Annotated in this window: 21 protein-coding genes, 1 tRNA gene and 1 other annotated feature; of the genes, 16 read left to right on the plus strand and 6 right to left on the minus strand. The window is 64.0% G+C overall.

The window, feature by feature from the left end:
• Positions 1-297 precede the first annotated feature (297 nt).
• From VGV07_RS10145 to VGV07_RS10195, 11 genes are all read left to right on the plus strand, one after another.
• The gene (locus VGV07_RS10145; protein WP_326868567.1) at positions 298-1,779 is read left to right on the plus strand and encodes a DegQ family serine endoprotease; all 1,482 of its coding nucleotides are present in this window, start codon (positions 298-300) and stop codon (positions 1,777-1,779) included.
• Complete coding sequence (locus VGV07_RS10150) at positions 1,779-3,095, plus strand: replication-associated recombination protein A (RefSeq protein WP_326868568.1); 1,317 nt, start codon at positions 1,779-1,781, stop codon at positions 3,093-3,095. The genes VGV07_RS10145 and VGV07_RS10150 overlap by 1 nt, the downstream gene beginning before the upstream one ends.
• Before the next feature lie 354 nt (positions 3,096-3,449).
• A complete protein-coding gene (locus VGV07_RS10155) occupies positions 3,450-4,103 on the plus strand; it encodes a YqiJ family protein (protein ID WP_326868622.1) in 654 nt (217 codons plus the stop codon).
• A gap of 6 nt (positions 4,104-4,109) precedes the next feature.
• The gene (locus VGV07_RS10160; protein ID WP_326868569.1) at positions 4,110-5,753 is read left to right on the plus strand and encodes a flotillin family protein; all 1,644 of its coding nucleotides are present in this window, start codon (positions 4,110-4,112) and stop codon (positions 5,751-5,753) included.
• A gap of 76 nt (positions 5,754-5,829) precedes the next feature.
• Positions 5,830-5,885, plus strand: a sequence feature (sul1 is cis-regulatory element that is thought to sense ions involved in sulfur or methionine metabolism; They are found in Alphaproteobacteria).
• A gap of 69 nt (positions 5,886-5,954) precedes the next feature.
• Complete coding sequence (locus tag VGV07_RS10165; protein WP_326868570.1) at positions 5,955-7,439, plus strand: SulP family inorganic anion transporter; 1,485 nt, start codon at positions 5,955-5,957, stop codon at positions 7,437-7,439.
• 56 nt (positions 7,440-7,495) lie between these two features.
• Entirely contained in the window at positions 7,496-7,873 is a 378-nt protein-coding gene (gene crcB, locus VGV07_RS10170; RefSeq protein ID WP_326868571.1) for a fluoride efflux transporter CrcB, read from the plus strand.
• Positions 7,870-8,856 carry an RluA family pseudouridine synthase gene (locus VGV07_RS10175; RefSeq protein ID WP_326868572.1) on the plus strand — a complete coding sequence of 329 codons (987 nt, stop codon included), beginning with the start codon at positions 7,870-7,872 and terminating at the stop codon, positions 8,854-8,856. Before crcB ends, VGV07_RS10175 begins: the two co-directional genes overlap by 4 nt.
• Positions 8,857-8,934: 78 nt before the next feature.
• On the plus strand, positions 8,935-9,570 hold the full coding sequence (locus VGV07_RS10180) for a hypothetical protein (protein WP_414649934.1): 636 nt from the start codon (positions 8,935-8,937) through the stop codon (positions 9,568-9,570).
• Positions 9,571-9,647: 77 nt separating this feature from the next.
• Positions 9,648-10,310, plus strand: a complete 663-nt coding sequence (locus VGV07_RS10185; RefSeq protein WP_326868574.1) for an HAD-IA family hydrolase — start codon at positions 9,648-9,650, stop codon at positions 10,308-10,310.
• Positions 10,311-10,512: 202 nt separating this feature from the next.
• Entirely contained in the window at positions 10,513-11,172 is a 660-nt protein-coding gene (locus tag VGV07_RS10190) for an HAD-IA family hydrolase (RefSeq protein WP_326868575.1), read from the plus strand.
• Entirely contained in the window at positions 11,172-11,951 is a 780-nt protein-coding gene (locus VGV07_RS10195; RefSeq protein WP_326868576.1) for an ATP12 family chaperone protein, read from the plus strand. The genes VGV07_RS10190 and VGV07_RS10195 overlap by 1 nt, the downstream gene beginning before the upstream one ends.
• A gap of 160 nt (positions 11,952-12,111) precedes the next feature.
• Here the strand turns inward: VGV07_RS10195 and folK are convergent, their stop codons facing one another.
• From folK to rimO, 4 genes are read right to left on the minus strand one after another with little or no spacing between them, the layout of a single operon-like run.
• Complete coding sequence (gene folK, locus VGV07_RS10200; RefSeq protein WP_326868577.1) at positions 12,112-12,546, minus strand: 2-amino-4-hydroxy-6-hydroxymethyldihydropteridine diphosphokinase; 435 nt, start codon at positions 12,544-12,546, stop codon at positions 12,112-12,114.
• The gene (gene folB, locus VGV07_RS10205; RefSeq protein ID WP_326868578.1) at positions 12,546-12,932 is read right to left on the minus strand and encodes a dihydroneopterin aldolase; all 387 of its coding nucleotides are present in this window, start codon (positions 12,930-12,932) and stop codon (positions 12,546-12,548) included. Before folB ends, folK begins: the two co-directional genes overlap by 1 nt.
• 13 nt (positions 12,933-12,945) lie before the next feature.
• The gene (gene folP, locus VGV07_RS10210; RefSeq protein ID WP_326868579.1) at positions 12,946-13,791 is read right to left on the minus strand and encodes a dihydropteroate synthase; all 846 of its coding nucleotides are present in this window, start codon (positions 13,789-13,791) and stop codon (positions 12,946-12,948) included.
• Positions 13,791-15,155: a 30S ribosomal protein S12 methylthiotransferase RimO gene (gene rimO, locus VGV07_RS10215; RefSeq protein WP_326868580.1), complete on the minus strand. Its 1,365-nt coding sequence runs from the start codon at positions 15,153-15,155 to the stop codon at positions 13,791-13,793. The genes folP and rimO overlap by 1 nt, the downstream gene beginning before the upstream one ends.
• A 191-nt stretch (positions 15,156-15,346) precedes the next feature.
• Here rimO and VGV07_RS10220 point away from each other — a divergent pair, with 191 nt between their 5' ends.
• A complete protein-coding gene (locus VGV07_RS10220; protein WP_326868581.1) occupies positions 15,347-15,778 on the plus strand; it encodes a DoxX family protein in 432 nt (143 codons plus the stop codon).
• Between the two features lie 99 nt (positions 15,779-15,877).
• Here the strand turns inward: VGV07_RS10220 and VGV07_RS10225 are convergent, their stop codons facing one another.
• Together VGV07_RS10225 and lipB are read right to left on the minus strand one after the other, a co-directional pair.
• Entirely contained in the window at positions 15,878-16,348 is a 471-nt protein-coding gene (locus tag VGV07_RS10225) for a DUF4282 domain-containing protein (protein ID WP_326868582.1), read from the minus strand.
• Between the two features lie 42 nt (positions 16,349-16,390).
• Positions 16,391-17,137 (minus strand): lipoyl(octanoyl) transferase LipB, encoded by a 747-nt coding sequence (gene lipB / locus VGV07_RS10230; RefSeq protein ID WP_326868583.1) that lies wholly within the window; start codon positions 17,135-17,137, stop codon positions 16,391-16,393.
• Positions 17,138-17,204: 67 nt separating this feature from the next.
• On the opposite strand from lipB, the gene VGV07_RS10235 reads away from it, so the two are divergent.
• The 4 genes from VGV07_RS10235 to VGV07_RS10250 all read left to right on the plus strand — a co-directional run bounded on the left by VGV07_RS10235 (position 17,205) and on the right by VGV07_RS10250 (position 21,590).
• Positions 17,205-17,438 carry a FliM/FliN family flagellar motor switch protein gene (locus VGV07_RS10235; RefSeq protein ID WP_055049144.1) on the plus strand — a complete coding sequence of 78 codons (234 nt, stop codon included), beginning with the start codon at positions 17,205-17,207 and terminating at the stop codon, positions 17,436-17,438.
• A 116-nt stretch (positions 17,439-17,554) separates the two neighbouring features.
• Positions 17,555-17,639 (plus strand) — tRNA-Leu (locus VGV07_RS10240).
• A 97-nt stretch (positions 17,640-17,736) separates the two neighbouring features.
• A complete protein-coding gene (locus tag VGV07_RS10245) occupies positions 17,737-19,347 on the plus strand; it encodes a hypothetical protein (RefSeq protein WP_326868584.1) in 1,611 nt (536 codons plus the stop codon).
• Positions 19,348-19,607: 260 nt separating this feature from the next.
• Positions 19,608-21,590, plus strand: coding sequence for an NACHT domain-containing protein (locus VGV07_RS10250; RefSeq protein WP_326868585.1), 1,983 nt, complete (start codon positions 19,608-19,610; stop codon positions 21,588-21,590).
• Positions 21,591-21,615: the final 25 nt, after the last annotated feature.

Below are 21,615 nucleotides of genomic sequence, written 5' to 3' on the forward strand. Positions count from 1 at the left end.
TTTGGAGAACAGGAAGCTCGGAAAATCCGGCTCCTCGCTGGCGATAAGCTGCGACGTGTTGGTGTAGACCGTGGTCGGCTCAGTCATTGGGCGGCTAACCTTTCAGGGGTCTTGTACGAGAAGGTCCTCGGGGCAGAAAAGCGAGCGCTGCATATAGGGTCGATTGACCCACTGGGCAACGTCATATTTCGGGGATTACCAATCGGTAAGCCCAGCACCTAAAAGGCGCCAGATTCGCGGCGTTTGTCGGGCCATCGCGCTGCGCTCTGCGGCGCACTATCGCCTGAGGATGTGACGATGTCGAAACAGGGTTGGATCTTGGCACTTGCCGGTGTCGCCGCCGGCGCCGCTTTGGTGTTCGGTTATGCCGAGATTTCGAATCGCAACGCCGAGCCGCCAGCCATGGTCAGTGCGGCGCGGGCCACCGAGCCGGTCGCCGCCGAAACGCGAGCCGTCCCGGCCACCCGCACGGAGCTGCAGCTGAGCTTTGCTCCCGTAGTGAAGTCGGTGACGCCATCGGTGGTGAACGTCTACGCCACGACGATCAGCCAGCGCTCCAACTCGCCCTTCCTCAACGACCCGTTCTTCTCGCAGTTCTTCGGCGGCGACAGCCCGTTCATGGACAGCCGCCCGCAGAAATCGCAGTCGCTGGGCTCGGGCGTCATCGTCGACGGTGCCGGGGTGATCCTCACCAACCACCACGTGATCGACGGCGCCACCGATATCCGCATCTCGACCAACGACGGGCACGAGTATCCTGTCGACCTGGTGCTGGACGATCCCAAGACCGATCTCGCCGTGCTGAAGGTCAAGGACCCCAAGGGCTCGACCTTCCCGGCGCTGGCCTTTGCCGATTCCGACCAGCTCGAGGTGGGCGACCTGGTGCTCGCCATCGGCAATCCGTTCGGCGTCGGGCAGACCGTAACTTCCGGCATCGTCTCGGCGCTGGCCCGCACCGGGGTCGAGAGTTCGAACTACGAGTTCTTCATCCAGACCGACGCCGCCATCAATCCGGGTAATTCCGGCGGCGCGCTGGTCGACCTGCAAGGCCGGCTGGTCGGGGTCAACACCGCCATCGTCTCGCGCTCCGGCGGCTCGGTCGGCATCGGCTTTGCCATCCCGGCCAATATGGCAAAGCTCGTCGCCGAGACTGGCATCGCCGGTGGCGCGCTGGTTCGCCCATGGTTCGGTGCCCGCATGCAGCCGGTGACTGCCGATCTCGCCGACAGCCTGGGGCTCGGCCAGGCGCGCGGCGCGCTGATCAGCGAAATCGCCCCGGGTGGTCCTGCCGAGAAGGCCGGCTTTGCCGATGGCGACGTGATCCTCGCGGTCGACGGCTTCAACATCGAGCAGCCCAGCGCCTTCGACTTCCGCCTCGCCACCAAGCCTGTCGGCGCCACCGCGGACCTGCAGTATTTCCGCGACGGCAAGATCGAGGACAAGGTCATCACCCTCGAAGCCCCTCCCGGCGCCGGCAAGCCGGTCACCGTTTCGGGCAACACCCGCTTTGCCGGTACCACAGTGGAGACGGTGACGCCGGCGGTAGCGCAGGAACTGGGGCTGCCTTACGACACCCACGCGGTGCTGGTGCGCAGTGTCGAGTCCGGTTCGCCCGCCGACGATATGGGCCTCAGGGCCGGAGACTTGATCATCAGCCTCAACGGCGATGCGACCGATGATGCCGAGCGCTTCGGCAAGCTGGCCAATGACCGTCCGCAGAGCTGGCGCGTTGTGCTACAGCGGGGCGGCCGGATCGTCCGTGCCGAGGTAAGTGGCTGATGGATTCCCTGTTCGATGATGTCGCGCCGCGTCCGCTAGCCGAGGCCCTGCGGCCGCAGCGGCTCGCCGACGTCATCGGGCAGGATCACCTGCTCGGGCCCAACGGTCCGATCGGCCGGATGGTGGCGGCGGGGCGGGTCTCGTCATTTATCCTCTGGGGTCCGCCGGGCGTCGGCAAGACCACCATCGCGCGGCTCGTCGCCAAGGAAGTCGGGCTCGATTTCGTGCAGTTGAGCGCCGTGCTCTCCGGCGTCGCCGACCTCCGCAAGGTGATCGCCGATGCCAAGGCGCTGCGGCTCGGGGCAGGGCGGCAGACAGTGATGTTCGTCGACGAGCTGCATCGCTTCAACCGCACCACACAGGATGCGCTGCTGCCGCATGTCGAGGACGGCACGGTTATCCTGATCGGCGCGACCACCGAGAACCCGAGCTTCTCGATGGTGGCGGCCCTGTTGTCGCGCGCCAAGGTCTATACCCTGCGCCGCTTCGAGAAGCCCGATCTCGCCATCCTTGCCGAGCGCGCCGAGGCGCATGTCGGCCGCAAGCTGCCAATCACCGCCGAAGCCCGTGACGCACTGCTCGAGATGGCCGACGGCGACGGGCGCTACCTCATCGGCCTCGCCGAGGAGCTGTTCGCGCTGCCAAAGGATGCGATGCTCGACGTCGCCGGCCTCGCCGAGACGGTGCAGAAGCGCGCCCCGGTCTACGACAAGGGGCAGGAGGAGCACTACAACCTGCTCAGCTGCTTCCATAAGAGCCTGCGTGGCTCGGACGTGCAGGCAGCGATGTACTGGGCGCAGCGCATGCTGGTCGGCGGCGAGCACCCGGACACCATCTTCCGCCGCCTCGCCTGCGCCGCCTCCGAGGATGTCGGCATGGCCGACCCGCAGGCCATGGTACAGGTGATCACGGCCTGGTCGGCGTTTGAACGCACCGGGTTCCCGGAGGGCGAGCTGTTCATGGCGCAGGCCATCGTCTATGTCGCAACCGCACCAAAGTCCAACGCCGCGATGGTCGGCTTCGCCAAGGCCAAGGCGCTGGCCCAGCAGACCGGTTCGCTGACGCCGCCGAAACACATCCTCAACGCCCCGACGAAGTTGATGAAGGAGCTCGGCTACAACAAGGGCTATCGCTACGACCACGACTACCCCGATGCGTTCTCAGGCCAGGAGTTCTTCCCCGATGAACTCGCCGGCGACCGTCGTCCCCAACTCTACCAGCCCAATGAACGCGGCTTCGAGCGCGAGGTGATCAAGCGTCTCGATTTCTGGTCCAGCCGCCGCGAACAGCGGCGCGAGGAAGAGGGCGAGAACTAGTTGAGCACCGCTTCGGCGTTGCCATGGCGGCGGTGCTTGAGATGAACCACTGCGATCACCTCACCAGCGATGTCATCCCTGCGAGAGCAGGGACCCAACACGACGCCCGCGCTGGCAGATCGATGGGTCCCTGCTTTCGCAGGGATGACAGCCGGTGGGTAGTCGAGGCCAAGACCAATCCGCTTGACCGATGCAGCCCGAAACGATTTCGCCTGTCCGCCGTTGCTTGATGGCATTTGCCGACCCAAGATTAGCCATATCCAGAATCCATCTCCCGAAGTCCTTGCGCCCAATGGAAAACTGTCACAACAGTCCCATATGACCTGAAGGGATCAGGGGAGGGGCAAGATAGAACTGTTCGCGCCGGAGTTCGCACCGTTCACCGTTGCATTGATCGTCATGCTGGCGATCGGCGTAATTGAGTTGCTATCCCTCCTCATCGGCTTCTCGCCTTCCGCGTCGATCGAAGCGGCGCTTCCGGGTGTCGATGTTCCCGACCTCGAGGCGCCGGAACTCAGTGGCGCCGAAGTCGGCCCGCTCTCGCATGTGCTCAGTTGGTTGTCGATCGGGCGGCTGCCGTTCCTGGCGCTTCTCGTCATCTTCCTCACCGGCTTCGGGCTCAGCGGCTATGTCGTGCAGTGGGTGGCGAGCGCCGCCATCGGCAGCGCGCTCAGCCCGTGGCTTGCTGCGGTGCCGGCGCTGGTCGGCGCCAGCTATGCAACACGCCACCTCGGGCGCTGGCTCGGCGATATCTTCCCCAGGGATCAGTCCGAGGCGGCCAGCCGCTCCGAGCTGGTCGGCAGCTATGCCACGATCATTCGCGGAGAAGCCAAGCAGGGGCAGCCCGCCGAGGCCAAGACCACGGATCTGCGTGGCCGTACCCATTACATCCTGCTCGTGCCGGGCGAGCCCGGCATGACCTACAGCGCCGGCGACCGGGTTTTCCTCGTCGGCCGCGACAAGAACATCTACCGCGCCATCACCCGCCTCACCCCGCCACAGGAATAGCCCAGCATGTACGAGCAGCTCATTTCGACCCTGATCCTTGCCGGCATCATCATCGTCGCGATCTTCGTGATCGGCATGATCATCGCGCGGCTGTATCGCCGGGCCAGCAAGGAAGTCTCCTTCGTCCGCACCGGTTTTGGCGGGCAGAAGGTGATCATGAACGGCGGCGCCCTGGTGCTGCCGGTGCTGCATGAGACCATCCCGGTCAACATGAACACCCTGCGGCTGGAAGTGGTGCGCACTGCCGAGCAGGCGCTGATCACCAAGGACCGCATGCGTGTCGACGTGCAGGCGGAGTTCTACGTGCGGGTGCAACCGACTGCCGAGGCCATCGCCGACGCCGCCCAGACCCTTGGGCGCCGCACCATGGAGCCGCAGGCACTGAAGGAACTGGTCGAAGGCAAGTTCGTCGATGCGTTGCGCGCCGTGGCCGCCGAGATGGCGATGGAAGAACTGCACGAGCAGCGGGTCAACTTCGTCCAGAAGGTGCAGGCCGCGGTCTCCGAGGACATCCTGAAGAACGGTCTCGAACTCGAGTCGGTGTCGCTGACCGGGCTCGACCAGACCAATCGGGAATTCTTCAACCCCAACAACGTGTTCGACGCAGAGGGTCTGACCAAGATGACCCAGTCGATCGAGGATCGTCGCAAGACCCGCAACGAGATCGAGCAGAACACCCAGGTGGCGATTGCCCGCAAAAATCTCGAGGCGCAGCAGGAACAGTTCACCATCACCCGTGACTCCGAGTATGCGCGGCTCAACAACGAGCGCGAGATCGCTATCCGCATCGACCAACAGAACGCCGAGATCGAGAGCCTGCGCGCCCAGCGCGCCACCGAAGCCGAGGCGGCGCGGACGCTGTCGCGCCAGCAGGTGAAGGAGGCGGCGATCAAGGCCGACCAGGCGATCGCGCTCAGCGAGCAGATCAGCGCCACGGCCATTGCCGCCAAGTCCGAAGAGCAGTCGAAGGCCGAAGCCAAGGCCGACGCGGCTCGTGCGCTCGCCGCCAAGGCGGCCGAAGAGGTGGAGACGGCCCGGCTGACCGAGATCGCCGAGCGAACCAAGCGCATCCAGCTGATCGAAGCCGAACAGGAAGCGCAGAAGGCTTCGATCAACATCGTGGTATCGTCCGATGCCGAGAAGCAGGCGGCCAAGAACCGCGCCGAGGCGGCGCGCACGCTGGCCCAGGGCGAGGCGGAAGCCGCCAAGCTGAAGGCCGCCGCGACCGAGGTTACCTATGCCGTCGAGGCCGAAGGCAAGCAGAAGCTGAACGAAGCGGCCAACCACCTGTCGCCCGAGCAGATCGCCATGAACATTCGCATGGCGTTGATCCAGGCGCTGCCGCAGATCATCTCGGAGTCGGTGAAGCCGATGGAGAATATCGAGGGCATCAAGATCCTGCATGTCGATGGGCTTTCTGGGGGTGGCAGTAGTGGCCATTCAATGAACGGTCATGGCGGAGGCGGGATCGCCGACCAGGCGGTCGACGCGGCGCTGCGCTACCGCAGCCAGGCGCCGCTGATCGACGCACTGCTGGCCGAGCTCGGGCTCAAGGGCGGCTCGCTCAACGGCCTGGTCGCGTCGGCGGTGGCGCCGGCGCTCGAGATCGACGCCGACGACGAGGACGACGCCGCACCGGCTAACGCCTGATCTGTCGCCGCTAGAGTTCGTCGCTCGCTGCCATCCTTGATTTTGCGGGTGGCAGCGGGCACAAGGCGAGCATTCGTTAGGACCCGGTGCAATCCCGGGTGGCTCTTCCGGCCGCCGATCCGCCGGACACTCCAGCTAAACCGCATCCGCGCTGTCGTTCGCCCTCGGACGAACCACGCGCCCATGCCGTCTGGACCAGCAATGACTTTCGCTCAGACCTTTCGCCGTGACTGGCTTTCCAATATCCGCGGCGACGTGCTCGCCGGCATTGTCGTCGCCCTCGCCCTGATCCCGGAAGCCATCGGCTTTTCGATCATCGCCGGGGTCGATCCCAAGATCGGGCTATATGCCTCGTTCATCATCGCCATGGTGATCTCGGTGGCCGGCGGCCGCCCGGCGATGATCTCCGCCGCCACGGCTGCCACCGCGGTGCTGATGGGCACGCTGGTGCGCGAGCACGGGTTGCAGTACCTGCTCGCCGCCACCATCCTTGCCGGTTTGCTGCAGGTGGTCGCCGGGTATCTTCGCGTTGGCTACGTGATGCGCTTCGTGTCCCGCTCGGTGATGACCGGCTTCGTCAACGCATTGGCCATCCTTATCTTCATGGCGCAATTGCCCGAGTTGATCGGCGTCACCTGGCAGACCTATGCGATGATCGCGGCCGGGCTCGCGATCATCTACCTGTTCCCGCGCCTCACCAGGCTGGTGCCGTCGCCGCTGGTCTGCATCCTCGTGCTTTCCGCGATCTCGCTCGTGCTGCATGTAGACGTGCGTACCGTCGCCGACCTGGGCGAACTGCCGTCGACACTTCCGACATTGCTGTTCCCCGATGTGCCACTGACCCTCGATACCCTCCTGATCATCCTGCCGTATTCTGTGGCAGTTGCTGCTGTGGGGCTGCTCGAGAGCCTGCTCACTGCATCCATCGTCGACCAGATGACCGATACCCGCAGCGACAAGAGCCGCGAGTCTATCGGGCAGGGCATCGCCAACGTGGCAAGTGGCCTGTTCGGCGGAATGGCCGGTTGCGCGATGATCGGCCAGTCGGTGATCAACGTGAAGTCGGGCGGCCGCGGTCGGCTCTCGACCTTCGTTGCCGGCGCATTCCTGTTGTTTCTGCTGATGGTGCTCGGCGACATCGTCGGGCTGATCCCGATGCCGGCGCTGGTCGCCATCATGATCATGGTGTCGATCGGCACGTTCAGCTGGTCGTCACTCAACGACCTGCGCCGCCATCCGCGCCGCTCCAGCATCGTCATGCTGGCAACCGTCATCACCGTGGTCGGCACTCACAACCTGGCGCTGGGAGTAGGCGTGGGCGTGCTGCTGTCAGGCATCTTCTTCGCCTGGAAGGTGGCGCAGATCTTCCGTGTCACCTCGATCCTCAGCGCTGACGGACGCGAGCGCGACTATCTCGTCGAAGGTCAGCTGTTCTTCGCCTCGGTCGAGGATTTCCTCAACGCCTTCGATTTCAAGGAAGCCCTGCAGCGCGTTCGCATCGACGTCAGCAAGGCCCATATCTGGGACATCAGCGGGGTGAACGCCGTTGACGTCGCAGTGCTGAAATTTCGCCGCGAGGGTGCCGAGGTCGAACTGGTCGGCATGAACGAGGCGAGCGCCACGCTGATGGACAAGCTGGCGGTCCATGACCGACCGGGCGCGATGGAGCGGATGCTCGGTCACTAGCCGGCATTCGCTACACCACGCTTGAGTATTTGCGTGGGCCGGGTCAAAGAGGGGCCATGAACGCATATCTTCTCGTCGGCATAGGCGGCGCTCTCGGCGCCCTCATGCGCTTTGGCGCCCAGAACTGGATCGGCAGCCTGCCCAATGGCTTCCCGGTGGCGACGTTCCTCGTCAACATCGTCGGCTCGATCGCCATGGGCGTGCTGGTCGGCGTCCTCGCCAAGACCACGCCGCAGTACCAGAACGAGATCCGGCTGTTTGTCGCCGTCGGCGTCTTCGGTGGTTTCACCACCTTCTCGAGCTTCTCGCTCGACGCCATCGCGCTGCTCGAACGTGGCGAGATCCTGCAGGCCGCGATCTACGTGGTCGGCTCGGTGCTGCTGGCACTGGCGGGTCTGTGGATCGGTCTCACGGCCGTGCGGGTGCTTGCATGAGCGGCGTTCGGCAACAGGTGGTCGCCCGCGACGAAGACGGCATGCGGCTCGACCGCTGGTTCGCGACGCATTTCCCGCAAGTCACGTTCGGGCATCTGCAGAAGCTGTTGCGCTCGGGCCAGATCCGCGTCGACAGTGGCCGGGTCAAGGCCAATGCTCGCCTCGCCGCCGGTCAGGTGGTCCGCGTACCCCCGATCGAGGCTGCGCCCGAACGCGCCGAGGGCGAGATCAATTCGCGCGACGCCGATTTCCTCAGGGATATCATCCTCTACGAGGACGACGAGCTCTATGTCTTCAACAAGCCGCACGGCCTCGCCTCGCAAGGCGGCTCGGGCACCAAGCGGCACATGGATGGGCTGCTGAAGAGCCTCCCAAACAAGAAGGGCGAGGCGCCTCGTCTGGTGCACCGGCTCGATCGCGACACCTCGGGGTGTCTGGTCGTCGCCAAGACCAAGGCGGCTGCGGCACATTTCGGCGAAGTGTTCTCGTCACGGCAGGCGCGCAAGATCTACTGGGCGGTGGTGTGGGGCAACCCGCACCCCAAGCAGGGCTCGATTTCGTGCTTCCTCGCCAAGCAGGCGACCACCGATGGCGAGCAGATGGTGGTGGTGCCGCAGGGGACGCCCGGCGCTCAGCATTCGATGAGCTACTACTCGACCACCGACACCGCCGCCCGGCGCTTTGCCTGGGTGACGCTGAAGCCGGTGACCGGGCGCACGCACCAGTTGCGCGTCCACATGGCGCAGCTGCACAACCCGATCATGGGTGATCCGCGCTATTTCAATATCGAGAACTGGACGCCGCCGGACGAGATCTCGAAGGGCTTGCACCTTCATGCCCGCCGCATCCGGCTGCCACTGCGCAACGGGCAAATGCTGGATGTCTCGGCACCGCTGCCACCCCATATGCAGGCGACGTTCGACGTGCTCGGCTTCGATGCCGACCGCTACGACGTGCAGGATCAGGATCCGGAACAGGACTGATCAAATCGCCGCGAGCGCCGGACGAAACGCCGGCCTCGCGTGTTGACCTGTTGCGACCCATTGCGGGCGCACAGGGAGATGCCAATGAAAACGATCGTTCTCGCCGCTGCCACCGCGGCAGCCCTCGCCATTGCTGCACCGGCCATTGCGCAGGACGCGACCACCATGAGCTTCTTTGTCACCAGTGTCGGTGGCGGAGACGGCGCCAATCTCGGCGGCCTCGAGGGGGCCGACGCACATTGCGCCAAGCTGGCGGAAGCCGCCGGCTCCACCGGCAAGACCTGGAAGGCCTATCTCAGTGCCGAAGGCGTCAACGCCAAGGACCGGATCGGCGCCGGCCCATGGCAGAATTTCAAGGGCGACGTGATTGCCACCGATGTCGCCAACCTGCACTCGGCCGACAATAAGCTGACCAAGGCGACGGCGCTTTCCGAGACCGGAGCTCCGATCAACGGTCGCGGCGACACGCCGAACCAGCATGACATCCTCACCGGCTCGAACCCCGATGGTACACTGGCTGCGGGTCAGACCTGTGGCGACTGGACGCTGAACGGCGAAGGCAGCGCAATTGTCGGCCATTCCGATCGCACCGGCCTCGATGACTCCGACGCCGCCAAGTCGTGGAACTCGTCACATCCGTCGCGCGGCTGCAGCCAGGAGAACCTCGTCGGCACCGGCGGTGCAGGCCTTCTCTATTGCTTTGCCGCGATGTAGACTTCAAGCCGTGGCGCAGGGCGTGACACGCCCTGCGTTTTGTGGTTCTGAACGGGCCGAATTCAGGGGGAACTCCCGTGCGGCTCATCGTCTTCGATATGGATGGGACACTGATCGATACCCAGGCGCTCATTTCCGAGCATATGGGGTCCGCGTTCCGTTCGCTCGACCTGCCTCCACCCACACCGGCAGAGGTTCGGCAGATCATCGGGCTGTCGCTGCCGGTCGCTGTCGGCCAACTCGCCGGCACCGACGATATCGATGTGATCGAGGGCATCGTCGGGCAGTACAAGAGCTTCTACAAAGCCTCGCTCGAACATGAGTTCGACCGCGAACCGCTCTATCCCGGCGCCCGCGAGGCGCTGGATCGGCTGCGCGAGCAGAAGGGCACTGTGCTGGGCATCGCCACCGGCAAGGGCCTCACCGGCGTCGCGCGCATCCTCGACAATCATCGCATCACGGCGCATTTCACCACGCTGCAGACGCCCGACCACAACCCCTCGAAGCCACATCCCGGCATGCTGCTGAGCGCCATGCAGGAAACCGGCGCTGCCCCGGAGCAGACGGTGATGATCGGCGACACGGTGTTCGACATGGAGCTGGCTCGCGCCGCCAAGGTGCGCTCGATCGGCGTCAGCTGGGGCTATCACGATGCCGCCGAGCTGCTCAAGGCCGGGGCAGGGACCCTGATCCACGACTATTCCGAGCTCGATGCCGCCATCGAGCGGGTGCTGGAGTAGCACTGAGCGGCACATCTTTCCGTGATTGAGCCAAGCCTTTCACAGGGCGTGACATGCCCGGCAAATTGTGGTTCTGAGCGGGCCTGGAGCGGGATTGTGTTTCGTTGAATCGCAGTCCCGCTCCAACTGTTTGTTTTGTCGCGAGATCGAACCGGAAAGGTCTGCAACCTTTCCTGATCTCGCTCCGGCAGGAGTTCCCCCGATGCGGCTCGTCGTCTTCGATCTCGATGGCACCTTGATCAATTCCGAAGCGCTGATCATCGAGACGGTCCGCGAATCCTTTGCCTCGGTGGGGCAGGCGATTCCCAGCGACGACGCGATCCGCTCGATCTCCGGCATCACCGCGCGCGATGCCATGGGTATCCTCGCGCCTGACGTCGACAGCGACCGGATCGACGTGATCCTCAACGCCTACCGTGCCACGTACCTTGGGAAGGCAGGCCTTGCGCGAGAGCCGATGTTCGAGGGCGCACTCGAGGCGCTCGATGGCCTGCAGGCCGACCCTGAAACGATCCTCGCGGTAGCCACCGGCAAGGGCCACGCCGGCGCCATCACGCTGCTCGAGCGCCACGAGATCATTGGTCGTTTCAACTCGATCCAGACCCCGGCCCACAATCGCGGCAAGCCCGATCCGCAGATGATCGAGACGGCCATGGCGAAGGCCGGTATCGGCCGTGAAGCGACCGTAATGATCGGCGACACGTCGCACGATATGAAGATGGCCCGAAACGCGAACGTCAAAGCTCTCGGCGTGGCCTGGGGCTATCACGCCGTGGCCGACCTCGAGGCTGCCGGCGCCCATCTCGTCATCCACCGCATGGATCAGTTGGTCGACGCCGTGGACAAGCTGCTGGAGGTCTGATGCGCGAATTCCTCGAAGACGCCGACAAGCACCGCGACGACGGTTACGGCCGAGCCCAGCACCTCAACAAGGTCGAACTGCCCAAGCGCTTCTATAGGGCCGTCGGCGTTGGCACCGTTGCAGGCGGCTTTGCGGTGACGCTCGACGGCAAAACGCCGCGCACTCCGGCGCAGAAACCGGTGGTGGTGCCGTATCAATCGGTGGCCGCCGCCATGGCCGAGGAGTGGGCGGCGCAGCAGGAGTTTATCGATCCCAAGACCATGCCCATGGTTCGGCTGATCAACTCGGCGGTCGAGGCTGGCGACGAACGGCTCGAAGCCCTTCGCGAGGAGATCGTCAAATATTCCGGCAACGACCTGCTGCTCTATCGCGCCGACACGCCGCGCGAGCTCGTCGCCGAGCAGGAGCGGGTTTGGGATGCGGTACTGGTCAAGCTCGCCCGGCATTTCGAGATCGGCTTCCAGCCGACGATCGGCATCGTCCATCAGCCGCAGCCGGCGCCAACGCTGGAGCGCCTGCGTGTGTCGCTGGCCGATGCCGAGCTGATCGAAGCGGTGGCGCTCAACTCGCTCACCGGCTTCACCGGCTCGGGGTTGCTGAGCATTGCCTGGCGCGAGGGGTTGCTGACGGCCGAGGAAGTTTGGGCTGCAGCGCATGTCGACGAGGACCACAACATCCGGCTGTGGGGCGAAGTTGAAGAAGCCACCGAGCGCCGCGCCAGACGCCGGCTGGAATTCGACGCCGCGGTGCGGGTGCTGGAGATGGTGAGGGCCCGCTGACCCTGTCGGCTCAACACCACCGTCCCCACGGACGATTTCCTCTGGCTATCACCGGGTCATCCCCGCGAAAGCGGGGACCTCCGTTTGCGATCTCGCCTGGGGCAACAAAACAGAGGTTCCCGCTTTCGCGGGATGACTCCGTGGCTGTGGCAACCGGGAGCTAGAGCTTGCGCCCCACGATCCACTCCGCCACCTCGGGCGCGATCTCGCGCAGCGGCTCGAGCACGAAATCCCGTTCATGCGCATGGCGGTGCGGCACATTCAGGCGCTCGGTGTCGAGTTCCAGCCGCTCGTAGGCCACCACGTCGATATCGATACGGCGCGGACCCCAACGGATATCGCGCACCCGACCCATCTCGCGTTCGATGCCGAGGCAGGCGTCGAGCAGGTCGAGCGGCGCGAGGCTGGTTTCGACCTCCACCACCATGTTGGAAAAGTTCGGCTGATCGGTCTTGCCCCATGGCTTGGTGAGCAGCATGGCCGACTGCGCCACCACGGCGATCCCCGGCCAGGCGTTCAACCGTTCCACCGCTTCGCGCACCTGCGCCGGCGGGTCACCGATATTGGCGCCAAGCCCAAGCCATGCCCTCGACATCAGCGATCTCCGCGGTGACGGTGCAGTTCGATGGCGGCCTCGCCGGCAACCATGGCGATTGGCGCCGAAGGCTTTTTCACCCGGACCTGGACCCATTGAATGGTCGGGAAGGCAGCGAACAGCCGATCGACGATATGCTGGCCAACTGCCTCGATCAGCTTGAACCGCCGCTCTTCGAACGCCGCCTTGGTCACCTCGTAGATTTCGGCATAGGAGATCGAGTGTAGCAACTCGTCGCTCTGTCCGGCCTGCATCAGGTCAGCGCCGCAAGCGAGATCGACGAAGAAGCGCTGCCCCAGCGCCGCTTCCTCGGGCATCACGCCATGATAGCCGAAGAACCCCAGGTCCCTGAGGATGATGCGGTCGCCGTCGAAGTCTCTGGTCACGTCTTTTGGAATCCTAGTCTCGCGGTCCATACAGGGCCGCTTCGGCGACGCGCAAGGCGTCGCGGTTGGGCCGGATATCGTGGACCCGAAAGATATGAGCGCCGGCGGTATAGCCCAGCACCGAGGTTGCCACCGTGCCGGCCAGTCGCCCGTCGGCCGGCACGTCGAGCAGCTTGCCGATCATCGACTTCCGCGAAGTGCCGACCAGCACGGGAAAGCCCAGCGTCACGAGCTCGGGGAGCCGCCGCAGGATCTCATAGTTCTCGCTGAGCGACTTGGCGAAGCCGAAACCCGGGTCGAACACGATGTTGTCGCGAGGGACGCCCGCCTTGTCGGCGATGGCGAGTGTCACTTCGAAATACCGTGCCAGCTCCGCCATCACATCGCGAGCGGTGTCCCGCGCCTTGTCCCAGTGCATCAGCACCAACGGTACGCCGGTGGCGGCCGCCACTGCTGCCAGCTCGGGCTCGCGCTGCAGTCCGTAGACGTCGTTGATGATGGTGGCGCCGGCGGCGATGGCCCGTTCGGCCACCTCGGCCTTGTAGGTATCGATCGAGATTGGCGCCACGATCCCGTCGGCGCGCAACGCGGCGATCGCCGGCAGGACCCGAGCCAACTCGTCGGCGGCCGAGACCTCGTCGGCGCCGGGCCGGGTGCTTTCGCCGCCAATGTCGATAATGTCGGCCCCCTCGGCCAGCATCAGCCGGGCCTGCGCCAGAGCTGCCGACACGACATCGAAGCGGCCGCCGTCGGAGAAGCTGTCGGGGGTAACGTTGAGGATGCCCATCAGCCTGGCCGTTTGGCCAAGCCTGAGCGCGGCGCTGCGTGGCGCCAGTTCATACGCTCGGTGACCGGGCATCAGCTGGCGACGGCGGTCGGCTTCTGATCATCCTTGGCGGCGACCGCCGCAGGCACGCCGAACAGGTCGTACTCATCGGAGTCGGTCACCAGCACCGACACCTTGTCGCCGACCTTGATGCCGTCGGCTTCGTGGATGATCACGGTGCCGTCGATCTCCGGGGCGTCCCACTGGCTGCGGCCAATGGCGCGGCCGGTATCGGGCTCGACGTCGTCGACCAATACGTCGATGGTGCGGCCGACCTTCTTGCTGAGCACATGCGCCGAGATGTCCTGCGCCACTTCCATCAGCCGCTCATAGCGCTCGCGCTTGAGCTCATCGGGGACGATGCCTTCGATGTCATTGGCGGGGGCCCCGGTCACCGGCTCGTACTCGAAGCAGCCGATGCGGTCGATCTCGGCTTCTTCCAGCCAATCGAGCAGGAACTCGAAGTCTTCCTCGGTCTCTCCGGGGAAGCCAACGATGAAGTTGGAGCGAATGGCGAGATCCGGCGCGACGGCGCGCCAGGCCTTGATCCGGTCGAGCGTCTTCACCTGGTTGGCCGGGCGGCGCATCGACTTCAGCACCGAAGGCGAAGCGTGCTGGAACGGGATATCGAGATAGGGAAGGATCTTGCCCTCGGCCATCAGCGGAATGACGCTGTCGACATGAGGGTAGGGGTAAACGTAGTGGAGGCGGGTCCACACATCCATCCTGCCCAGCTCCTGGGCGAGGGTCTGGAAGCGGGCCTCGATGTCGCGGCCGCGGAATTTCGAGCTCTGGTACTTGATGTCGAGGCCGTAGGCCGACGTGTCCTGGGAGATCACCATGATCTCCTTGACGCCCGTCGCCACCAGCCGCTCCGCCTCGTACAGCACCGATGCGATCGGACGCGACGCCAGGTCGCCGCGGATCTGCGGGATGATGCAGAAGGTGCAGCGATTGTTGCAGCCCTCAGAAATCTTCATGTAGGCGTAGTGGCGCGGCGTCAGCTTCAACCCGGCTTCCGGCACCAGGTCGACGAACTTGTTGGGCACCGGCGGCACATGGGTGTTCACCGCATTGACCACATCCTCGTACTGGTGCGGGCCGGTGACGGCGAGCACGCTCGGATGGGTGGCGCGGATCATTTCTTCCTCGACGCCGAGGCAGCCGGTGACGATGACGCGGCCATTGGCGCCGACGGCCTCGCCGATCGCCTCGAGGCTTTCCTTCTTGGCGCTGTCGAGGAAGCCGCAGGTGTTGACCAGCACGACGTCCGCGCCTTCATAGTCGCGCGAGAACGCATAGCCCTGCGAGCGCAGCGTCGTCATGATGCGTTCGGAGTCGACGAGAGCCTTGGGACAGCCGAGGCTGACCAGGCCGATTTTCGGAGCTTGTGTCATTGGCGCGTGCCTATGCGCCAAACCGGCGAAAAAAGCAATGATCGGCACCTTGCGATAGAAGCAGGGCAGCCCTGATCACTAATGATCACGAGCCCGTCAGGTTACCACGCTGTAAGTTGACCCGAATCCTGAGCCTCGTGCTCTTATTTCCGATGCGCCCACCTCCGAGGCGTCCAGCAGGAAAAAGACCCATGAATCTCGAAGCCCTCAACCGGTACCAGCCGCAGGCGCTGGCCGTCCTCCGTATCGTTGCCGCGCTTTGCTTCATGGCGCACGGCACGCAGAAGATGTTCGGCTTTCCCGCCTCACAGATGGGCGGCGGAGGGTTCGAACTGTTCTCGCTGATGGGCCTTGCTGCGGTGCTCGAAGTGTTCGGCGGCCTCGCGATCCTCCTCGGCGTCTTCACCCGTCCGGTGGCCTTCATCCTCGCCGGCCAGATGGCCTACGCGTTCTGGTTCGTGCACGTGCCGATGATGGGGCAGGGCAACATCATCCCGGTCGCCAATGGCGGCGACGGCGCCGTGCTGTTCTGCTTCATTTTCCTCTACCTCGTCTTTGCCGGTCCGGGTGCCTGGAGCGTCGACGAAGTGCTGAAGTCCCGGCGCTCGCTGGCTGCTGCCTGACCACCGGCGCTGCGGTTTTCGCCTCCCTCCCCCCTTGAGGGGAGCCGTATTCGAGTTCCCCAAGAAACGAAAAGGCCGCCCTCGGGCGGCCTTCTTGTTTCAGATGTCCGGTTTGGCCGCCGGTGGTGGCGTGCGCCTTGCGGTTCGCCGCACCGCCGACGTGGTTGGCTCTGCGGCCGCAGCGCCCTCGCTCGTTTCGTCTTCGTAGGGTTCGTCCTCGGCGATGTCGTGGATGGCGTCGCGCACTTCGTCGATCAGCGAGGTCGGCACCCGGCTGAGGCTAACGGTGCGGGTGACCGTCTCGTTGGCCTTGAAGAACACCAGCAGCACTTCGCACACGATGCGCAGCACGATGAGGAACAGCGCGCCGTAGACTGCGATCTCGAGGATACCCCACAGGCCATCGCCGAAATTGCGGCCGAAGCTGACGAACAGGTGGCCCACCGACCACAGCAGCAACGCTGCGAGGCCGGTGGCGTAGAGCACCGGCACCAGTCGCGGCGAGAGAATTGTCTCGAGCCGGAACAGCGTCGGGCTGAGGAAGATTTTCTTGAGATCGTCCAGCGTCATGGCCTCACCCCCATGGAATCGGTCACCCAGAAAATGCGTGCGTCAGGCGGCACTGACAAGGGCCCCTGGCCGCAGGGCTGCCGTCATGCCGAAGCGGCGCTCGAATGCTGCGCGCAGGGCAACATCGACGTCAGCCATCGAAACCAGCTGGCCGAGATCCTCGAAGCTGGTCACACCCTGGTCCGAGATACCGCATGGCACGATGCCATCGAAGTGTGAAAGGGTCGGCGACACATTGATCGCAATGCCGTGGAACGTCACCCAGCGGCTGACCCGAACCCCGATCGCCGCCACCTTGTCCTCGCGGCCGGGGCCCTTGTCGGGCCGCGCCACCCAGACGCCGATCCGCCCGTCGCGCCGCTCGCCGCGAATGTTGAAGGCGGCGAGGGTATCGATGATCAGGCCCTCGAGCCCCTGCACCAGGCAGCGGACGTCGCGCCCGCGCTGGCGGAGATCGAGCATGAAATAGACCACTCGCTGCCCGGGGCCGTGATAGGTGTATTGCCCACCTCGCCCGGCGTCGTAAACCGGGAAGCGGTTGGGTGCCAGCAGGTCCTCGGGTGCCGCCGAGGTGCCGGCGGTGTAGAGCGGGGGATGCTCGAGCAGCCACACCAATTCAGCCGCGGTACCGTCCGCGACCGCGGCCGCTCGCACCTTCATCGCTTCGAGCGCCTCGGGGTAAGGGACATAGCCCTCCGAGATTCGCCACTCGACCGGCACCCCGTCAGCGCGGACCAGTTTGGTCCCGGTGTCGCAAGTTGGGTCAGTCGTTAACGCTTCGGTAAGCATGGGTGTCCAATGGTCTTTCACAAGCGGCCCGTGCGATTCAGCCGGGATGGTCGTTCGCGGTTTATGTATGAACACTCTAGACAATATTGAAGTCGATATCACCGTCGAGCTGGGCGCGGCGATCATGCCCGTGCACCACCTGCTGCGCATGGGCCGCGGCGCGGTGATCGAGCTCGATACCGGCGAGAACGACCCGCTGCGCGTTTATGCCAACAACACCCTGATCGCGCGCGGCGAAGTGAAGGTCGAAGACGGCCGCCTCAGCGTCGAGCTCACCGAAAAAGTCCGCCGGCCAGCCTGATTTGGGGTTTCGGCGCGAGCGTTTGCATAACGGCAATTAATCGCTTGCGCCCGCCAACGAGCGTTGCTACACGCTGCCTCGCTTCGCCGGTTCCGGCGTTGCTTCTACCTCGGCGTGCGGTCGTGGCGGAATTGGTAGACGCGCAGCGTTGAGGTCGCTGTGCCGCAAGGCGTGGAAGTTCGAGTCTTCTCGACCGCACCAGGGGCTTTTGGTTTCCCTGTAAGATCAAATAGTTGAGGTCTTGCAGGGGGTTGTAGTCGCCCGCCCCATACAAAGGGCACTACAAATGACGATATCGATGCCGACCCTCAAAAGGGCCCCGAACGGCGGCTACATCGCCCGTAAGGCCATCCCCGCAGATGTTCGAGATGCTTACGCTGCAGCCCACGGGGTGCGGCGCGAAGCTCTTTTTCGACTGCCGGCTGGTTCGCCACAGAACGAAGCTAGGCGGGCATACGCCGAATGGCTGCTGGAGGTGGAGGAGCGCATCAAGCGCCTCATGGCAGCGGCAAGCGGCCAAGTTGTTACGCTGAGCCAGAGAGAGCTGCATGGCCTCGCGGCGCGCTGGTACCTGTGGTTCATGCGGCTGCACGCTGACAACCCCGGCACTCAGGACCAGTGGGAGCACATCTCAAGCGACCTGCAGGACGTGTGGGAGAGTGGCTTTTCGGGGATGGGCGACCCGGATGAGGTGGGAGAGGTCACTCCCGCCCATCGCCGCCGCATCCGCGCCAAGCTGGCGGAGCTTTCCCAACTCGCCACCTTCCTCGCCACGGAACGCGAAGCCATCTCGGCCGAGAGCACCGAAGCGCTGCTGGACGGTCCTCTACGAGATGAGTTCGGAGCGGCCCTATCGCAGCTCATGAAGATGGCGGGAGGCGACTACCGGCCAGACCCGCGTGCCGTCGATGCAGAGCAAATCGGTCGCGTACAGCCCACCACCGGACCAAGGCTCGCTGGCTGGGATGCGTGGGACGCCTTCTCGGCATACGTGACTGAACGCAAGCCGGCCAACTCCACCATCAATCGCTGGCGGGCGATCTTTCTCAACCTCAATGACCACTTCAGAAACAAGGACGTTGCCCTCTACACCGGCGATGATGCGGTGGCGTGGAAGGATACCTTGATCGGTGAGGACAGGGCGAGCCGAACCGTCAATGACGTGTGGCTGACGGCGGCCCGAACCGTGTTCCAGTGGGTCGTCGATCAAAAGAAGATCGAGAAGAACCCGTTCCACCGCGTCAAGGCTGCTGGCCCGAAGGTCAAGCCGACCAAGGGCGAGTTCGCCGACGAAGCGATTGAAACCATCCTTGCTGCCACCCTCCGGCAGCAGACGTCCAACGAGGGGGCGAAGCTCAAGGCGGCCAAGCGCTGGGTGCCGTGGCTGTCCGCGTACTCGGGCAGCCGCCCCGGGGAGATGACGCAGCTTCGGCGTGAGGACATCGTCCGACACCGTTTGGGGCATTGGACACTGTCGATCACCCCGGAAGCTGGCACGGTGAAGGGCAGCGTGGCTCGCACGATCGTTCTGCATGAACACCTGATCGAGCAGGGCTTCATTGACTTCGTAGAGGCGGCTCCGAAGGGACCGCTGTTCTACGAGCTTTCCAGCGAGCGCCCGATCAAGGACCCGCTTAACCCGCCGCGCCCCGCTTCGGTCGTGCTGAGGAACAAGCTCGCGGCTTGGGTTCGTTCACTTGGCGTTGAGGACAAGGGCTACTCGCCGGGGCACTCGTGGCGACACACCTTCGCCCGTCGCGCCGCTCGCGCAGGGATTGAGGAGCGCCTGCGCAACGCCTTCTGCGGCTGGGTCGATACTCGCGCCAAGCGGGTCTACGAGACACCGACGGTGGAAGACCTGGCCAAGGCCATCGACCAGTTCCCCCGCTACGAAATCAAGAACCAGTAGGAGCCCCGTGGGAGGCCCGTAGAGGGCCGTCTGCGGCTGAGCTGGACCCTTTCCATCTGCCGCGCGTCCTGCCTCGCCACGGGCCTCCTCGGGGGCTTCTGCCGCCGTGCCCTACAACCACACCCAAGGACACGACATGACTACCTTCATCGCCATCCTCGCGGGCATCGGGACGTTCCTGATCACGCAGCTCATCGCCGCTTTCGTGCTGGGGATACGTACCTGCGCGGATCGAAGAGGGCGACCTTGAGCAGTTCGTCTTGAAGTGGCTGGATGAGCCCCACGAACGCCCCCTTGTGGTCCTTGGCGGGTACGGCTCGGGCAAGACGACCTTCGCCTCCCACCTAACGGGTTTGCTGGCAACGCGAGCCATGTCGGACCCCACTCAACGCATACCCGTCCGTATCCGCTTGGGCGATCTGACAGAACAGAATAATCTTGAGGGCCTGTTCGGAGCTCACTTCACGGCTGCCCACAATGCACGCGGGTACAGCTGGCAATTGTTTCAAGAGTTAAACAGGCTTGGCCGCTTTCTGATCGTCTTTGATGGCTTCGACGAAATGAAACACGGCATGACGCTGCCCGTTTTCCAGCGACAGTTCAATTTGCTACTGTCACTGGCGGTTGGCGACGCGAAGGTTCTCATCCTCGGTCGCGACACCGCTTTCAAAGATGACACCGAATTCAAGGCAGTCATTAAAGGGAAGCGCCGTACCGTCAATGGAAACGAGGTGTCCTATGCGTCCAGACCCGAATGCGACCACGTTAAGCTAGAGCCCTTTACGATAGAGGAGGCCCACCGCTTCATCAGGGGTTACTTTAGCCTACTCGCAAGGACGGAGGTAGCCGACGCACAACCGGAATGGGTGGAGGGCCGTCTCCTAGAGCTTCTCTCTCCTCACTTTGCCGAGCTTGTCGTGCGACCAGTTCACAGCCAGATGCTTTGCCGCATCGCCACCAAGCCGAATTGGGGCCTTAGCGAAGTCGACCTGTTTAGCCTCTACGACCGGTTCATCGAGTACCTGCTAATGCGGGAGGTCGACAAACCCGGTCGATTTGCAGGGTTCGATGTTGGCGTCCGCCGGGCGGCAAATGCCAGCCTGTCCTGGTGGCTATTTTCGGAGGAAGGTGCGTCGACTACGTCCGTTTCGGCCGCCCCGTTATCGCTGTTCAAAGCTGCCGTTGGCAATGTTGACCATGAGTTCGACAACGAGGCACTGGTGCGAGAGTTGGCACAAGGGTGTCTGGTCGAAAAGGGCAGCGACATTGTCTACTTTGGCCATCGGTCCATCCAGGAATTCTTAGCATCGGAGCACCTTTACCAGAGTTGCCTTTCCCCTGACGGCGAGAAGAGCGGCGCGGTGGCATCCGTGTGCCGTTGGGCAACCGATCAAGTTTGTGAGTTTCTCGATGAGTTCTTCGTAAGGCGTGAAGACGGCAAGGCAACCGCCACGTTCGGGGTCGATCAATTCTTGAACTATCCCGGCTCGCTAGATCTAGATCGGCTGACCCCATACGCTATTGCCTTGCGGCATTCGGACTACCCATCGGACGATCTGCCAGGCCCGAATGGCGTCTGGTTGTCATGGCTGTCACGCCACAAGATCGATGGGGCGTTCTACGAGGCAGGGGCCTTCGATGGACTGATCTCGATTGTCAGGACCGCTCAAGCGCCGATGGAGTACCTTGCGGCCCTGCACCTTCTGATGAGCGTGTTCATCGCAAATTACCGTGAAACCACTCCGGTGCACCGGGCAGAGATGGTTGCGGCTATGGTCAACCCTAAGGAACTCTCTGAAGTCGTTGGCAACGCCCTATCGAGAAGAACGTTCTCGGTGCATTCGTCGCGGGACTTGAGAAGCTACATCCTTACCAAGGCAACGAGCCTTTCGAAGAGCCCGGTGTCGGGAAATCTCCAAGTTGAGCTTGATGTGGCCGAAGTGAATGACGTGACCAAGAAGCTGTTGGGCTTTCTGCCGACCCGGAGCAGTACGGTGGATGTCCTCAGTGCAGGAACCCCGATACTGACAGCCGAGGTCCAAGAGATCATGAGGCGTCTTCGCTCCTTTCCCGGCGGGGAAACGGCTCTCGGGCAAGGTAGGGGCGATAATGTGCGTCAGTTTTTCGATGCGAATGTTCGCGCCCGGATAGGTGCGGTGGAAATTGCCACAGCCAGTAGGCACGCGGGCGCAGCACCCCGTCGACCGCGACCGACAGTAGGGTCGCCTAGCAAGGGGCGATGACACCCGGGATGGAGACGACCAACTT

Source organism: Devosia sp., from assembly GCF_035944845.1.
Taxonomy (GTDB): Bacteria; Pseudomonadota; Alphaproteobacteria; order Rhizobiales; family Devosiaceae; genus Devosia_A.

What these genes read in the sequence shown, in the direction of transcription:
- VGV07_RS10195 (WP_326868576.1), top strand. Translation starts at nt 11,172, where the DNA reads ATGCGCGAATTCCTCGAAGACGCCGACAAGCACCGCGACGACGGTTAC.
- VGV07_RS10145 (WP_326868567.1), top strand. Translation starts at nt 298, where the DNA reads ATGTCGAAACAGGGTTGGATCTTGGCACTTGCCGGTGTCGCCGCCGGC.
- folK (WP_326868577.1), bottom strand. Translation starts at nt 12,546, where the DNA reads ATGTCGAGGGCATGGCTTGGGCTTGGCGCCAATATCGGTGACCCGCCG.
- lipB (WP_326868583.1), bottom strand. Translation starts at nt 17,137, where the DNA reads ATGCTTACCGAAGCGTTAACGACTGACCCAACTTGCGACACCGGGACC.
- VGV07_RS10235 (WP_055049144.1), top strand. Translation starts at nt 17,205, where the DNA reads ATGAACACTCTAGACAATATTGAAGTCGATATCACCGTCGAGCTGGGC.
- VGV07_RS10175 (WP_326868572.1), top strand. Translation starts at nt 7,870, where the DNA reads ATGAGCGGCGTTCGGCAACAGGTGGTCGCCCGCGACGAAGACGGCATG.
- VGV07_RS10190 (WP_326868575.1), top strand. Translation starts at nt 10,513, where the DNA reads ATGCGGCTCGTCGTCTTCGATCTCGATGGCACCTTGATCAATTCCGAA.
- VGV07_RS10150 (WP_326868568.1), top strand. Translation starts at nt 1,779, where the DNA reads ATGGATTCCCTGTTCGATGATGTCGCGCCGCGTCCGCTAGCCGAGGCC.
- crcB (WP_326868571.1), top strand. Translation starts at nt 7,496, where the DNA reads ATGAACGCATATCTTCTCGTCGGCATAGGCGGCGCTCTCGGCGCCCTC.
- VGV07_RS10160 (WP_326868569.1), top strand. Translation starts at nt 4,110, where the DNA reads ATGTACGAGCAGCTCATTTCGACCCTGATCCTTGCCGGCATCATCATC.
- folP (WP_326868579.1), bottom strand. Translation starts at nt 13,791, where the DNA reads ATGCCCGGTCACCGAGCGTATGAACTGGCGCCACGCAGCGCCGCGCTC.
- rimO (WP_326868580.1), bottom strand. Translation starts at nt 15,155, where the DNA reads ATGACACAAGCTCCGAAAATCGGCCTGGTCAGCCTCGGCTGTCCCAAG.
- VGV07_RS10220 (WP_326868581.1), top strand. Translation starts at nt 15,347, where the DNA reads ATGAATCTCGAAGCCCTCAACCGGTACCAGCCGCAGGCGCTGGCCGTC.
- VGV07_RS10180 (WP_414649934.1), top strand. Translation starts at nt 8,935, where the DNA reads ATGCCAATGAAAACGATCGTTCTCGCCGCTGCCACCGCGGCAGCCCTC.
- VGV07_RS10225 (WP_326868582.1), bottom strand. Translation starts at nt 16,348, where the DNA reads ATGACGCTGGACGATCTCAAGAAAATCTTCCTCAGCCCGACGCTGTTC.
- VGV07_RS10165 (WP_326868570.1), top strand. Translation starts at nt 5,955, where the DNA reads ATGACTTTCGCTCAGACCTTTCGCCGTGACTGGCTTTCCAATATCCGC.
- VGV07_RS10245 (WP_326868584.1), top strand. Translation starts at nt 17,737, where the DNA reads ATGCCGACCCTCAAAAGGGCCCCGAACGGCGGCTACATCGCCCGTAAG.